The 17,058-nt window shown below is 44.3% G+C and carries 8 protein-coding genes; 4 read left to right on the forward strand and 4 right to left on the reverse strand.

Annotation, left to right across the window (positions count from 1 at the left end; all coding sequences use genetic code 11):
* Positions 1-171: 171 nt before the first annotated feature.
* Positions 172-1,320, reverse strand: a complete 1,149-nt coding sequence (locus EI161_RS03375; RefSeq protein ID WP_192522461.1) for an NUDIX domain-containing protein — start codon at positions 1,318-1,320, stop codon at positions 172-174.
* Between the two features lie 285 nt (positions 1,321-1,605).
* On the opposite strand from EI161_RS03375, the gene hemP reads away from it, so the two are divergent.
* The gene (gene hemP / locus EI161_RS03380) at positions 1,606-1,764 is read left to right on the forward strand and encodes a hemin uptake protein HemP (protein WP_227672156.1); all 159 of its coding nucleotides are present in this window, start codon (positions 1,606-1,608) and stop codon (positions 1,762-1,764) included.
* 93 nt (positions 1,765-1,857) lie between these two features.
* Here hemP and EI161_RS03385 read toward each other — a convergent pair whose 3' ends face one another.
* A complete protein-coding gene (locus tag EI161_RS03385) occupies positions 1,858-6,852 on the reverse strand; it encodes a translocation/assembly module TamB domain-containing protein (RefSeq protein WP_192522460.1) in 4,995 nt (1,664 codons plus the stop codon).
* Positions 6,853-6,976: 124 nt separating this feature from the next.
* Positions 6,977-10,594: a BamA/TamA family outer membrane protein gene (locus EI161_RS03390; protein ID WP_192522459.1), complete on the reverse strand. Its 3,618-nt coding sequence runs from the start codon at positions 10,592-10,594 to the stop codon at positions 6,977-6,979.
* Positions 10,595-11,096: 502 nt separating this feature from the next.
* On the opposite strand from EI161_RS03390, the gene EI161_RS03395 reads away from it, so the two are divergent.
* From EI161_RS03395 to EI161_RS03405, 3 genes are all read left to right on the forward strand, one after another.
* A complete protein-coding gene (locus EI161_RS03395; protein WP_192529000.1) occupies positions 11,097-12,428 on the forward strand; it encodes an MFS transporter in 1,332 nt (443 codons plus the stop codon).
* A 177-nt stretch (positions 12,429-12,605) separates the two neighbouring features.
* On the forward strand, positions 12,606-13,244 hold the full coding sequence (gene coq7 / locus EI161_RS03400) for a 2-polyprenyl-3-methyl-6-methoxy-1,4-benzoquinone monooxygenase (RefSeq protein WP_225735205.1): 639 nt from the start codon (positions 12,606-12,608) through the stop codon (positions 13,242-13,244).
* Between the two features lie 189 nt (positions 13,245-13,433).
* Positions 13,434-14,555 (forward strand): tetratricopeptide repeat protein, encoded by a 1,122-nt coding sequence (locus tag EI161_RS03405; protein ID WP_192529001.1) that lies wholly within the window; start codon positions 13,434-13,436, stop codon positions 14,553-14,555.
* A gap of 2,363 nt (positions 14,556-16,918) precedes the next feature.
* Here EI161_RS03405 and EI161_RS03415 read toward each other — a convergent pair.
* On the reverse strand, positions 16,919-17,058 hold a 140-nt coding region (locus EI161_RS03415; protein WP_192528726.1), incomplete at its 5' end, for an IS1 family transposase.

A 17,058-nucleotide genomic window follows, 5' to 3' on the forward strand; every position in this document is an offset into this window, starting at 1 on the left:
CGCAACGGTTTGTAAGTAACTATGTGTCTATACTTGAGAACAAACACATAGTTACTGTTTGGATAAATAGATTTAAAATCAATTGTTTGTCATAAAAAAACTCGATAAACAACTATTATAATATAGGTTTTGTAAGAACTTTTAGCGGCGGTTATATGCTGGCTTTTATCCTTATAAAAACTGACGAATACCAGCAATACTAACTCCACCATATTGTAAAGCTTGGTCAATCATCATGGGTGACAATCCACCCAAACCGATAATCGGCATGTCAGCCAATTGCGCCAGCGCTGACCATGATTCCCAACCAAGCGGCGTAGCATCAGGATGTGTTTGAGTGGCTAAAACAGGCGATAAAAAAGCACCAATGACTGGTGGTAGCTGTTGTTGTAGCCGAGTATTGGCCAGTTGATTGGCAGCATCAATGCTAGTGGCGTCATGACAACTGACTATCAACGGAAAATCTTGTGATAGCAGTGGGCTGGATACAAACTCATCGTTATTATTAAAGCATTGCATCAATGCCTGATGAGTCAGATGGTGGGCGACGATTCGGTCAGTGATTTGATTGATGGGTTGGCTATTAACCGCCATCTCTTGAGCCACTGGCAATGCCTTAACATCTAAAGGCTGACTGTCAACAGCACAGGGTACAATCACATGGATATCTGGTCGTGCCTCTATTAATCGTGCAGCGATACTATCGGCACAAGTTTCTTTGACTCGAATATATAACCAAGATTCTGGCGCTACATTCTGTTGATGATATTGTAGCCATGCCAATTCTGGATTAGGATGCGCGTTGAAATGTGCTAACGGATAGGTAATCGCTATCTGTGTAGGCAAAGCCAACCATTTAAGAATCGTCTTGTTGGCAGCCGGCAGAGAATACTGCCCTGCTAATAACTCATCCTTATTTACCCATGTCAGCGCCTGCCCTTCTAAACCATGCTGGCAATACTTATATTTCTCGTATTGCAGCGTTGTCAGCTCTGTTATATATACCTGTAAGCTGACCTGCTTGTCACCATAATCATGATGCAGACGCCCAAGCTTGACGATCGTATTGCCACTGATTGCCATCCCTGTCTCTTCCGCGACTTCTCGTATCAATGCCTGCTCTGCACTTTCATTGGCATCTATTTTGCCGCCTACAAACTCATAGCGATTGCCTTGATGCTGCGCCGCGTTGCGAAAACCAAGCAAATACTGCTCTTTATAATGAATAACTGCCACCGCAACATTGACGATGGTTGCTTTTTCATTTGTGGCTTGGTTTTCAGCTTGTTTTTTGGCGGGATTGACTGACTGGCTTGACATGAGATTGTCCTTTATTATTTTTTAACTTAGGTATTAAAGCATGCTGAATGTTTCTAGGACATAGAGCATGTCCTCAATCTGAACGAAAGCAACTAAATGAAGACACGCCCTAATATATTTACTTTATAACGCCTGCTTTAGTTAAATTTACATAATGACTGCAATTCATTTTATTAATTAGCTTGCAAAAGCACTTAATCTAAATGATAATTATTATCGTTAATAGCTTGTTTGCTGTCACTCTTTACTGTTTAATTATTTCATCAAAAGGAATTTATTATGAGCATGGTTATCTCCCGTTATTTGAACTGCCGTGAAAACCGTCTGCCTACTCTACAATCACAGCATCTTTTTGCACTAACCAAAGAGGTACGTATCGAGCATGAAGGCGAAGAATACCGTCTACGCCTAACGCGCAACAACCGCTTAATTTTGACCAAATAAATTAAAATTAAGAACCGTCCTATCTATAAAAAAACGCCTTCATTACAAGGCGTTTTTTATGGGATTGACTAGGGGCTGTATAGAATTCATCTACTAGAACTGCCAACTGTAGACCACATCCACGGCATTCTCTGCCGCTGAGGTTGCTTCGACATAGATACGGCGTGTCAGCTGATAACGAATCGACAAGCTGTTTTGAGCATTGAACACCCCTACGCCGTAGCGAATATACAAGTCAGGGGTCACATAACCTGTGACATTGACATTGGTGTCTTCGCTGCTACCTGAGGCATCAACGGTGAGGCTTTGCAAACCGAAAGCTTGACCAATTTGATTGGTTAGGCTGCGGGTTCCACTAAGCCCAAAGCTCAGTCCTGCTGCTGCTAAGTTATTGGTGACTTGTGATTTAAACCCTTGCTCACTGATTTGCGTGGCGCCCTTATTATTGATTCGACCTGTCACCAAGGCATTCATCGCTTGCTGCTGGGTCAATCCAGCATTATTAAAGACGATAATATTTGGATTTTCAGTACTGCCTTTGACACGTAGGCCCACTGTTTTGCCATCAATAGTTTTGACCGCCTCAATACTCAGGTTAGGTTTCATCACGTCGCCATTAAAGCGTACTTGACCATAGTTCAGCTCTAAACTCTGTCCAAAAGCGTTGACGTTGGTACGACGCGATACTTGCACCACCCCTTTAGCGCGCATAATACCAGTGCCATTTTGATTGATATTGATCGCACCCGCCAGAGGAATAACCGCACCAAACCCTCGGAAATTAATATCGTCACCCAAGTCTACACCGACATCTGCGTTGATCGACCAAGGTTTTGAGATAGCCAATACCTCATCGATATTACCAATGAGGCGACGATCAAGGACGACCGCATCTTCGGTTTGGGTAATGATATCTTCACTGGCTTCTGGTGGACGGATGGTCGCTGATGGCACACTGACAGCACCTTTAATATCGACATAACGGTCACCTGGGCGCACAATAATGTCAATATCAGGATTCACTTCAGCCACTAGTAATGGCGGTTGGGTGATGACCAAGCGCTCGCCAATAACGCTGAGTTTGGCTTGTAGCTTTTGTTGCCAGTTGACCGAACCAACCAATTTACCCGTCCCCGTACCACTATTGAATGTCCCATCAATAGTCGCTTGCGTACCTCGGATTTTGGCTTCAGTATTAACATTGGTTAGATTTACGGGCAAGTCAAGCATAGCGATACGACCGTCAGCGAGCTTTACATCACCATAAAACTGCGGCTTGTCCAAGGTGCCACCCAGTCCACCTGCCATCGTGACGTTACCTTCTAATACGCGCATACCTGGGAAGAAAGGCTTAAATATCGCTAGATTCAGCTCATTTAGTACCAACGCGCCCGAAATAGGCTTAGGTGCTTTGTAGGGATCAACGACAACTTCAGCATAACCACGAGCGCCGCGACCAGTATTAATATCTGAGCGTAACTTGATACCTTCAGGGACTGATAAAGCGATGAGCGAGATACGCTTATACGGCAGCGTGACTGGCGCACTATCCCCTTCTTGGATTAAGCCAATTTTACCATTATCCGAATATAGCGTGGTGTTAATGGTCGGTGGACGCCCACGTTGCCAGCCGACAATAGCTTTACCATTAATCTTGCCATGCCAATCGATGTCTTTGGGTAAAAACACTGAAAACAATGAAGTATCTATATTTTGTAAAGCGATATTGACGTCACCTTTATCTGGTGATGCGACCAAGTTTTCACGTAAGCACAGTTTGCCAGTTTGGTCGGTCGCCTGCCAACAATGCGCTGCCAATTGTACTTTTAAATCGTTACTATTGCCATTTTGCTCATTAGGTAAATTCACAATTAATTGCGCTGGCTGTAATTGATTCAAGGTAGCGTATTTAGATTTGATGCGCCCCTTACCAATCACACCTGACCAACTAAGCTTATCTCGATCGAAACCGCCTTTTAGACGTGCCGCAATATCGAGCTGCTCATTGGCGACGTCAAGGTTGACCACATGCGCCTGTTCAGTACCATTAAACGAGGCTTTGATATTCTTGAATGTCTGCCCAGCGGCATCTAAGCCTTCAGCCGTAACGATAAGCTGACTGGGGCTATTTGCCAAATTAACCAGCTTGCCGCGCACTCGACCTTGGCGCAAAATAAAGCCTGGCAGCGCAATACGCTCACCGACCAAATCGATATAAATAGTGGGTAACGCTTGACCTGCTGGCTGTGATAACGTCGCACCGCCAGAGACTTTACCAGCGAGCTTATCTGATAGCTGATCTAGACTGGTAAGATTTATTTTGGTTTGTAATTGCTTGGCGTTACCATTAGCCGTGAGGTAATTATCACCCCAGCGTAGTACTAAATTATCAGCATCTAAGCTATCGATTAAGGCATTGACTTGTTGGTATTGCGCTTGAGCATCTTGCGTTTGTAGACGTTGAAAGTAACTTGCCAAGTCTTTTGGCAGACGCATTTTTGCCGCCAAGCTGCCTTTTGCACTCAGTGGCTTGCCTTTTAACATACCGCTTAAGTCAATTTTTTTGATATTAACAATTTGCTGCGAGTCGCTCCAGCGCCCATCAGTATTGAGTGTTCCGGTGATGAGACTTGGGGTGTCTTTTAGAAAATATCCAACGTTAAAGCGATCCATCACCGCATCAATATCCCAAGCGATACCTTGGCGGACATCGACGGTGCCTTTGGCATCGATACTGCCCGCCGCACCTACATGACGTAAGCGCTTGATACGAATCAGCTGGGCATCACCACTGGCATTAATAGTCAGCTTACCTGCTGGCAATTGCTCAGCATCTAATACGCCATCGAAGTTTACGGCAAAGTTTTTAAGCTGACCTTTCGCATTGGTGTTATTTTTAGGTGCGCTCTGCCATGCACCACTGGTTTTCAGATCACCAGTAATAATCGCTGGATTATTGGGTAAGAAATAACCTAGATTAAATTTATCAAAACGACCCTCTACCGTCCAGCCGATATTTTTACGCAAATCGATAACACCTTTCGCATTCACTGCGCCGGCTTCACCGTTATAATTTAATTTTCGAATACTGATAAGCTTTGGCGTACCAGCAGCATCGATAGCTAGCTGTCCTTTTGGCACATCAGCAGTATCGACTTGCCCATCAAAGCGCGCATCGAACACCGATAGCTCACCACCAACGATATCAACACTGGCATCGCCGCCACCGGTCAAACCGATCTTACGACCATCCTGCGAGGCATCAAGTTGTGCCTGCAAGTCAGTATTATTCAAGGTAATAATATGGCGCTGACCACTGATGCCGCCTTTATTGATATTTAGCAAACGCCCGCGCGCGCTGACACTTCCTGTCAAACGCTCAAGCGGTAAGTCACTGCGATACTGTTTGGGTAGTAAGCCATTGGTACGAGCGTCAACCTGCCATGTTAAAGGACGCTTGTTACTCGCCAGTTGAATCTGCCCAGTACCCGATAAATCACCCACTATCCCATTATAATCAAGGCGGTTAATACCAATGACATCACCTGCTTTGCGCACGCGCACATCATAGTTGCCTTTGGGTGCGGCATTGAGCTCATTAATCACTGCATTGGCATCAACGGACAATCGTGACCCACGAACGATGACATCTGCCTGCCCACTCGGGCTATCGATATTACCAATATTAGGGACATCGCGGCGGATAAGATTTTGCCATTTTGCATCAATATACCAAGGTGCCACCTGTTTAGACTTCGCTGATGTTTTACCTTGAGCAATGTTAGCATTGATATGCTCGCCATCACGCTGGCGCAAATCCGCATCAATCTCTGTATTACCAGCAAGATTTTGCTGCTGATAATGTACTGACAGTCGACCATTTAACTTTTGCGGGGCATAGGCTTTAAAATCGGCGTACTCATCAGGAATAGCTCGGCGAACATCAAAATTGCTGCCTGTCGCTCGTACTTTTGCATCAAAGCTGTCTTTCCAATCTAAAATACCTTGCAGTACCAAGTTTCCAGCTGGAACTTGTGCATCTAAGCGATCAACGCGCAACTGGCTGTTGGCAATGATAGCGCGGCCTTGATAATGACCTGACGGAATGTCTTTGGCTGTCAGCTCGGTGTTGATACGCAGACGTATCTCAGAGATGACACCAGTGGCGGTCGCGGTACCACTTTTTAGACGAATATCTTGACTGTCGGCATAAGGAATAAGGATGTCATCCCATTGCAACTTTGCCCTAAATGGTGCATCGTCATCCAATCCTTGCACCACAAAATCACCGCTGACATCGCTGTCGTTATAACGACTACGCACCTTGCCGACGGTGCGTTTTAGCGTACCTTTTGCGGTAATATTCAGTGGGTCAACGTAGGCTTTTTCTAGTGCGCTAACTTCTACAATGGCGCTCAGATCCAGCGGATAATCGCCTTGTAAGTCAATCTTACCCTTTAAGGCGTTGATCTTGACGATATCGGCATACTGTAAATTACCGCGACCCACCGTGACTTCAGTACCCACCCATGCCAAATCACGGGCAACAATATCATGGACAACGACAGGTTCTTTAGTCACTTGCTTATAAGTGATATTTTTGATTTTGGCTTGATCGAAACGCAAGTTGACGGGTAGTTGTAGCGTTTTATAATCGAACGGCTCACCTGTCGGTGGCGCATTATTGATAATCTCGATGGTTTGTATATCGGCATCACGCAAATGCACTGTTTTAGCAAATACGGCGCGCCAGCCTATCTTGACGTAGGCTTTATCGACCAATATTTCAAGATCTTCGGTCGCTTTGATGTCGATATCAGACACCCAAATACCGTCACGCAAGTTACCGCGCCCGTATTTGAAGTCGATACCCGTCTCGACACTAATTTTCTCTAGGATAAACTTGGTGCCTGATTCTGTCCCAGCCGCATACAAAAATATGGCGAACATAATCGCCAATACGATGAGAATGAGCACAGACAGTTTGATCAAAAATGACAGCGGATACCAACGTTTGACTGCACGGGCATCGCGTTGTGCTGGATCTTCATCTGATGAGTTATTGGGCGGGGTATTTTTTGTCAGCATGACACTCAACTACGTTAAAGAATGATTACCAGCAATCGGTATGATAAATAATACATGGAACAAATCAAGCGATGGGTCTAATTGGTTACTTTAAGCTATTTATTTAAGTCACTAATTTAAGCAACTATAAAGGCGAGCCAATAAAGAAGTGCAGTCTAACTGGAATACTACTTTCTGTCACACCAGCCGCGACATCGACGCGCACCACCCCTACAGGAGATGCCCAGCGGATACCGACGCCGACGCCGACCTTTGTGTCAGTCTCAAATTTTTTGTCGTAAGCATTACCCACATCGGTGAAGAATGCCCCGCGGAAGCCTGGTTTAAACTCATAGTTATACTCTGCACTACCGACAGCCAGTATTTGCCCGCCGGTTAGATAGCCTTTGTCTATTGGTGATAGGCTCTCATAGTCATAGCCACGGATACTTTGATCACCACCAGCAAAGAAACGTAATTTATAAGGCACTTCATTAAAATCATCCGCCCAAATATAGCCAGTATTTACACTGCCCAGTAATTGATGTTTTTTGTCCTCGCCAAAGCTATAGATACCGCTAACACCTGCGCGAGCGATTGCCAAATCAGTGTCGCTAAGTGCTTTATCAGCCCCTGCTTCGACCGAATAATACTGGCGTATACCGCGAGTTGGGTTGGTCGCACTATCCACGTCTGCCTTATTGAGACCATAGCCAAATAACAGCGCTCGTTGCTTGGGCTTAGAGGAGACAAAGCGAATAGGCAAATCGTCCAAGTCCGCTTTATCAACGCCCGTTTCGAGCTCATCCAACCGATAGCGCATGGAATAAACACGATTCCAACCACTTTCACGGCGAATATTGCGTGCCAGCCCTGCTTTTAGCGTTTTGGTCGACAAGTCGAAGTTACCTTTACCTTGGTCGATCACCTCTTCTTCATAGCTAAGACGGGCATCCAAGGTATCATTGAGAGGATGTTTCCAGGGTCGGCTCGCATAGACGGCCACATTCTTAGTGATTCTGGACACCTCTGTCTCTACGCCCGCTTGATAACCTTTACGATTGAGTAAGTTATAATCTACCTTTGCCGTGGCACGAACACCCGTATCCGTCCCATAACCCAGACCGACTTGAGCATCGCGTGGTTTATCAGAAGATACAAAGACATACAATGGTACTTTTTTACTCTCTGCCACTTGCTGCGGTGTTTTACGTCCTTCGAGCGTCGGTGGCACGAAGTTTTCATCAGAAATTAGAGTCTCTTCATCAGGGAAGATTTTTTGCGCAACATTACTGATTGAGTCGCTAATTTTGCCTAAAACACTATCTGCTTTTTGGTCTTTTTCATCCAATACACGATCGTTTGGCAAGCGACTTAAGCGATCTGCTTTTTGTTTGACAGCTTGCAGTTTATCGAGCGTTTCTTCATCAACCTCAAACTCGATTGCGGCAATGTCAGCGTCATTGACTGACTCTCCACTATCAGCATTGAGACTCTCTTCACTCTCTGCATCGATTTCGCCATCATCGACTTTATTACTGGCATCATCACTAACAACCTCCGAGCCACTTTTATTTTCGATGTCACTTTTACTTTCTTCGATGTCACCATTATCAAGAGTAGCACTATCAAGATTAACATTATCGCTATCATCATCTGGCGTATCATTGTCGTTAGTTGGTGCATTATCAAAAGCCAATGTACTGGCTTCACTGCGCTCATCTGGTGGTAATACTGACTCAACGTTGACCGTATTAAAATAACGAGTCGCTGATAAATCATTACTAAATTTGGTGATGGCTGGGCGATAAAACGGATCCCCTGGTTTAAAATCGAGTAATTGCTGCAACAAAGGCAACTCAACAGGCAGCTTTTCAGGATCTCGAGTTAAGGTGTTGGACTCTCGGTCATAAGTAAAAAAGACAACATCATCAAACTCATAACGATCGCCAGTATTATAGACCAAGGACACATCCGCTATGTTGTCTGGTAAGATGATACCAACAGACTTGTTGAGCCAATATTGGTCAAAATACCCATAAGTACTGCTTAGTGACTCGAGTGCCGCTTTACTGTTTTTATAAGTGCGATGATTGAAGATATCACCTTCTTCTGGGGGCAACTCTTTTTCTAAGGCTACAAATTCTGGTTGCTCACTGCCTGCACCGCGAACTTCGACAACACGGCTGTCCACAAGCACAGGTTCGCCCAATGCTTCAATAACCACATCGATGGTGTCTCTGTTAGGCTGACGCAGACGCAAAGTAACGTCATAATAGCCGACTGCATTGGCAGCATCTAATGCCGTTTGGCGTAGACGTGGTAAGGCCGCGGTAAAGTCAACGACCGATTGAACGGTAGTGTCATCAAGAGCGGCTTTGATATTTTTCATTGGCTGAACATCGTCATCCGCTTTGGTTATTCTAGGCTTACCATCAATGGTGTCTTCAGCAGCGGCTTCTTGCATGTACACTGTCGTTTCTACATGCGGTAATGCCTTAACGCCACCTTTAAACAAACGATTATAAAGGCGCTTGACGATATTGCCTTTATTGCGAGCCAGCGGCTTAGGTTTACTGGCTTGCTCGACACTTTCGCTGACGGGCTGATTGTCTGTCTGATAATCTGGCAAATATTCATCGGGATCTATGACGTTTGACGCCGACTCATCCTGATTGTCTGATGCCTCATTCGCATTCGCTGAAAGATCATCACTACTATCTGTAACGTCATCAACACGCCCACTACTGACGGAGTCGCTGACGTTAACTGGACGAGACGCAACCTCAGACGTTTCGGCCTGTTTGGCTGCTGTTTCGTTCTTACCTAAGGTGTCAAGGTTACTAGGGGTGGGCAAATTGGTGGCATCTAGATCGGTATCTAAACCCATCGGTACGGTTGTACTGCCTAGCGTCGCGATTGGCGCATCAAAGTCACTGTCGTTAATATTATCGTTAACACTACTGTCAATATTGTCGTCAACATTGCCATTGGCACTAATTTCGTTGCCATTAGCGTTGTTGCTATTATTGATAGCATCAAATTCTTCGGCATTCTGTCTATCCAGCTCAGCAAGCTCACGATCAATCTCTTCAGGCGTCATCATCTGATAGCCTTGTTGCTGTATCGCTGTCGCTTGCTGCAACAAATCCTCATTGGTGGTGTCAGGCATATCGGACGGATTGCTATCAGCACCATTCACACTATCTGAATTATCTTTATAATCTGCATCGACATTGGTATCGACACTAGCATCAACATTGGCATTAGGATTTGATTGAGAAGCAGGCGTTTTTTGAGCATTAGAATTTTTAATCCCTAGACTTTCCTCACTATAATCATCCAATACGGACTGGTCGATGAGGCCTTGCTCTACCGCCTTTTTAAGACGCAAGGCATCTAAGGCGATATCAACCTGAGTATCATCCTCCGAAAGTGTGGCTGATTGTTTAGTAGGTGTTTTTTTCGCAGGGGCTCGTTCAGTAGAGGCTTGACTGGCAGATGGCTCATTCACAACGATTTGGTTGCTGATAGTGTCATCTACGACACCTGATTGATTGACGGTGTCAGCCACCGCCGTAGGGGCAATACCAAAACCTACCAAGCTGGTCGCTAGCGCAGTAAAAAGTGTTGAACGCGTGAAATGAGTACGCGGGGCATGACGATGAATATTTTCAGTATTAATACCATCAAAAATATTGACAGTATTATGCTTTTTATTAACCGCTACATCGTGCGCTAGGGTTGTAGGTTGCTGTTTCATGTTGGTTTCCTATCACCTCACGCGGCACACTATTATTGACGATAATGATGGTTAAATCTCACCGGTGAATAAACGTATAGCAGTTGGCTGGGATTAATAATTTACTATCATACTTATGATAACGATGGTCTGTAGGACGAATCACAGCGCCCATTCAAGCGCAATTTCAAATAATGGAATCGTAGCATATACAGACAGTCTTAAGTGCTAGAAAGCGTTTGCCGTCGCCCACACTTTGAGACACAAGCATTTAAAATTTACAAATCATAACTTAGATAATTATGAAATCATAGCGTCGAGCGCATGTATTTTTACCAAAGCCTTGCTATTATACGGCTTAATAATGATAAAACCTATGCTATATTCTATTAAGTTTTTGATACTATTGATAATTATAACAAGCGTTGGCTCAAGAATCATGTCGACCGCTACCTTTACTTTCAAAGCGGCGTTCAGTGTCTCGCTTTAATCTACCAGCTGCGCCCCATCTGTAGGAATTTTCATGGCCAATCAGTTTCAGTTATTTAAGCGCCGCCGTTTTAGCGCCATGTTTTTTACCCAGTTTTTGGGCGCGTTTAATGACAATATTTTTAAACAAGCACTCATTCTAGTTTTGACTTATACCGCTGCCAGTCAGTTGGGTATGGAAGTGAGTATTTTAAATAACTTGGCCGCGATGTTATTTATTTTGCCTTATTTTTTGTTTTCGGCATTGGCAGGTCAGATTGCAGATAAGTTTGAAAAATCAAAACTCACGCGATTGATCAAATTACTTGAGCTGGCCATTATGGTGATTGCGACAGTAGGGTTTGTATTTGAGTGGTATGCCCTATTATTTGTCGCATTATTTCTCATGGGCACACAATCCACCTTTTTTGGACCTATTAAGTATGCCTATTTACCACAAGCGATGAGGGAAGACGAATTGGTTGGTGCTAATGGTTTATTCCAAATGGGCACCTCCTTAGCTATCTTGCTCGGGATGATTATCGCAGGGTTCTTAACCCAGATAACGCAGCCGCTGTATTGGATTAGCGTCACCGTATTAATAGTGGCTGTATTGGGTTATTTTGTCGCACGATCGATACCCAACATGCCCGCGATGCAGCCCAATTTAAATATTAATTGGAATATTTTTACCACCAGTCTAGCGACTGTACGCTATCTATACTCTCTGCCCTTTTTATTCTTTGTCATCCTTGGCAACAGCTGGTTTTGGTTTTATGGGGCGACGTTTTTGACCCAAACACCAGAGTTCAGTAAGGTAATCTTGTATGGTGATGAGTCGGTGGTCATTTTCTTATTGACCTTGTTTTCTGTTGGTGTGTCGATTGGCTCGTTGTTATGTAAATCGTTGACTAAAAACCAAGTGAGTCTACGCCTGCTGCCTTTTGGTATTGCCGGCTTAAGCATCTTCGCTATCGACTTATACTTTTCGCTTTCAGGGTTGAATATCAATGTCAGTAGTGACACGCTACTTGGCATCAGCGACCTGTTTGGGATGAGCGGTAGCTGGCGCGTCTTTGCGGACTTGTTCTTTTTGGGCTTTAGTGGCGGTCTATATATCGTGCCGTTATATGCGTCTATGCAGGCCTATGCGCCCAAAAGCCATCGCGCGCGCATTGTTGGTGCCAACAATATTTTTAATGCGATATTTATGGTCACTTCAGCGATTTTTGCCATTGTGATTTTAAATACTTTCGGGCTGACGCTGCCACAGCTATTTTTGGTAACGGGACTGTTAAATATTGTCTTCGGTGCCTTTTTATACATCAAGCTCAACAAACATATCAAAAAAGCGGTTATCCAAACGCATGATGAAATCAGTCAATAATATTCGTGCCGATAATTTGGATTGTTTGCTATAGTGATGTTTGTGAGGCAGTGGCTGTAGTATAGAAACTGCGATTATATTGCCTCACAAACTGAATAATATTATTTTCTAAACAACCTTATTTTCTAAATAGCTTTTTTTGATTGTCCATAAAGCCATCAGGAGTGAATCATGGCCCTGCGTCCCTTATCCAAAATCGATCAGTTATTACTTGGAGTTGACAAGGCTTTACGAGCTGTCGTACCGCATTCAAACCCCAGTACCCGTCCTTTACCAGTCAGTAACGATGAGATTCCTGAGCTGACCATCACTGAGTCACGCCATGTCGCTGGACTGATGCGTATCAATCATACTGGCGAGGTATGCGCGCAAGGCCTTTATCATGGTCAAGCGTTTGCTGCCAAAGACAACGGCGTCAAGCAAGCCATGCAACAGTCTGCTGAAGAAGAAGTCGATCATCTGGTCTGGTGCGAGACTCGATTAGACGAGCTTGGCAGCCATGCCAGTGTATTTACCCCGCTATGGTACGGCATGTCTTTTGGTCTTGGCGCGGTAGCTGGCGCTATCTCTAACGAGTTTAGCTTGGGGTTCGTAGCCGAGACGGAAGCCCAAGTCAGCGAACACCTGCAAGACCATATCACGCAATTGCCCGAACACGATCAGCGCTCAAAAGAAATACTGGCACAAATGGATATTGAAGAATTACACCATCGTGAGCTGGCGCTGGCGAGCGGCGGCGCGGCATTATCACCACCTGTACGTTATACCATGCGCTGGATGGCCAATCGTATGAAAGCCACCGCCTATCATTTGTAACGGTAGATAATGTATCTTTGGTCACTTTGTCTATACGATTGGGCGTGATTAATTCTTACTATTAACATTCCTACTACTGATAGCGTTTGGCTTACTTTGCTAAGGTATTAAAAATTTGTACGATTTTGCAGCCACAATACCGCATAATTATCCATTAATAAGTAATGACGAAATAAGGTAACACCTTTTATGAAAGCCACTAACCAATCGACTCTCTCTAGCCATTTATCTACCAAGTCGCCCAAGTTTGCCACGCTAACAGCATTGGCCGCGGCATGTACCATGCTGCTGTCTGCGCCTATAAATGCTGCTGAAACTGATACTACAAAAGAAGATGCCGTCACCACATCTTCTGTCCCTAGTGCCACAGATTCAAGCAAGCGTGTGATTCGCCGTGCTAGCCCTAAAGCTAATACGACGGCCGATACTCAACAAAACGATGCACCGAAAAATGATAAGGATGTTGAACAAACAAACACTCAAAAGAGTGAATCTCAGAAAAACCGTGCTCCTATGAGTACAGCGCAGCCGCAAACGCTCAAATCAGTCCCATCAACGCCTGAATTTAAAGGAGCGACTCACGTTTATAAGCGTGGTCCGATGACGGCGACTGGCGTAGATTTGCGTAGTGGTCAACTGACTAATATCCCAACCCCGCAGCTAGAACTATCTGACGTGAGTTTTGTACCGACAACATTGATTCCACAACAAACCGGCGGCAGCATCGATAAGCTAGACGTAAGCTTACTTGATGATTTCATCAAAGAAGTATCACCTAACGCCCGTCATTATCCGCCAAACTTCCCTAACCGCTCGCAGCGCCACTATACACGTGAAAAAATCAAGGTATTGGCCGAATGGATCCAGCCTTATGCTGAATCGCCAAATGCCTCTTACGATGTACTACTTCGTGCAGCCAAACTGAATGGCATGGGACGTAATCTAGATTTGGGCTCAGACTATACTATACGCGGCGGAAGGTATATTGACCGAGCGATTAAGCTACAATCAGATAGTGGTGAAGCCAACTTTTTATATGGTTTGATGCTATCAGAAGGCGGCGGCTTTAAAGAAGGTCAAAAGTACCTAGACCGTGCAGTGTCTATGGGCTACACCGAAGCCGAGCAAAGCTTGGCTCAGTCAGACTTGTTGAGTGATCGTCGTGATGAAGCTTTGGAGCGTCTGCGTCGCCTCGAAGGTCAGCATCCTGACAATAAAATCATTCCTAAGCAAATCAAAATTGTTGAAGAAGGCAAATTCTATATTTGGGATATCCCTGCGCCTGACATCGATATTAAACCAAGTGCGTAAACGTACCCTATTTACTAGAGCGTGTTCTTATTTTAAAATGGTGATAAAATAGGATAATTCGCAGCATTTAAAACAAAAGCTCTGAGCGTCTTTCTTTTATATGGATATTATTTCAATATAGAAGACAGGCGTTTTTTTGTGCCTGTTAATTTGTGCCTGTTAAATAGTTTAATATTAAAAGTTACGCTACACTCTTTCTTTCCAATTGCTGATTCAATCAATCATGGTTTTACGACTATTATTTACTGGACTGACCTATGACTTTCGCTAACCCCATTAAAAGTATGGCGACGCCTGCCAAGAATAACGCTACTTCTATCATTTCCATAGCCTTGATAGCGGCGGTCACGTTATTGCCTGCCTGTAGTACGGTATCGGTGAATAAACAGGCATCAGCGAAAACCATTACGGCGCAGCGTGGCAACATCGTCACTAGCAAAAAACTCAGCAGCGACACGGAATCGGCGTTATTATCAGCAGGGCTCAATGAACAAGCCTGTATGCAGCAGTTTGACTTATGCTTGACTCAGCTTACCGACAGTATTTTAAATGAACACTATCGTCCTGCACTGGCTGTTTTCTCAGAGCTTCATTACACCAAGGCTCGCCAGCTTAAAGACTCTGAAGACTGCCGCAATGCCCTTGCCCGACCACCAATTGATCCTTATTATGCCAATGCGCCTTTAGACGATGCTGAAGCCAAAACCCAAGAAGAAAAAAACAACCGTTGTCTCACTGGTTATCAAGAACGGCTGTTTGATGCGATCAAGTACAGTTATACCTATTTGTTTTATGACAGTTTGACCCACGATTTTGAGGGTGCTGACCAAGATAAAAGTCTGAATGCGCAAAACCGTATTCCAAATGACAACGATATTCAGACTCAAGATATCTATAATTCCGCCAATAATGATGTCATTACCCAGTTATACAGATCAGTCAATGGCTCAGGTAAAGTCATGGGTGATACAGACGTAGACTATCTACCAACGACTGCCAGTCATATCGATGACAATAACCTAGCAGCGATTGCCAATCACTCACCACTAAATCCACCACTAAAAGGCAAACTGACTGACCAAGTCAAAGTCATGAAGGTACAAGTTGATGATTATGACCTTGGTATTTATTTGCCCAATGAAAATAGCTATCTGCAAAATGCCCATAAACAAACTTCTGCCCTAGCAGATCTAGTATCTACCTACGATCTACGTCTATCTGGGCTTAACTCAATCAGTAAACGTCCAGGCTTGGGTATCAGTTTAGTGGCTTCATTAGATGATCGTTATACCACCACCATCCGCCAGTTATTGGTGTCATCACTTTCAGATAGATTGAATCGTGAAAAAGACAACGACAGTCAAGGTGATAGCGAGCCAAGTTCGCGCATCTATCCTACTGGACACCTGCTGTTAACGGGATTGATTAAACCAAGTGGCGATAGCGTGCTAGATGTACTGAATAATCGCAAGCTCGATGTGCATTTATATAACCCGTACCAAAGCGAGAGCGTCAATATTCTAAATAGCGACTATCCTCTAGCTGCCAATTTCTCCGCAGGTTATGGCTTGTGGCTGTCAGAGAATCAACTGGATGGTGTGGGTTATCTCAATTTAATAACCCGCCAGCCAGATGCCAGTCTACCCAAACTATTTATGCTTGAGCCTTATGATCCCAATAAGCGCGTACTGATTATGTTGCATGGCTTGGCCTCTAGTCCTGCCACTTGGGTAAATTTGACCAACGATATTCTCAACGACGATAAATTGCGCGATAACTATCAAGTTTGGCAGATATTTTATCCAACCAACTTGCCTATTTTAGAAAACCGCTATCAAATTCAACGTTTGATTAATAGCACGTATCAGCAAACGGACCCCAAAGGACAGAATCGTGCCAGCCAAAACAGCGTGATTATCAGTCATAGCATGGGTGCCATCATCGCGCGTATGATGTTGTCCGATGAAAATCTGGTCGACGACCTAGACACTCTGGATGATAGAGACATTCTATCTAATAGTGAAAAACGTAAAATTCGTGATGTACTCAAAGAGTCGTTCGGCGAAGAGCAACTAAAAGAACGGTTTGAGCTAAGTGCATTACCGCAAGTAGATACGGCTGTGTTTTTATCAGCGCCTTTTCGTGGTACTGATTACGCAGACCGCTGGTTCACACGAGCACTGCGCCGCATTGTCTATTTGCCCGTTGGTTTGGTAAAAACAGTCACTGACAACCTAGCAACGATTGCAACCCAAGGCGACTTGGCACAGAACCCACTGGGAGCTTTATATTTACAAAATGGTGCCAGCCAACTAAGTGATAAGTCTTCCTTTATAGGTGGTGTTCTAAAAAGTATGCTGGCATCAGACGTAGCCATAATTGATGTAAAAGAACACCAAATCAAACACTTTAAAATGATTATCAAGCTTTTTTGAGAAGCAACAAGTCTTTCTAACCGCTCGTCTTAATCGGTGTCTAAGGCGACAGTTATTACCCTCTATAC

Origin of the sequence: Psychrobacter sp. FME5 (genome assembly GCF_014861375.1) — a bacterium.
Lineage (GTDB): Bacteria > Pseudomonadota > Gammaproteobacteria > Pseudomonadales > Moraxellaceae > Psychrobacter.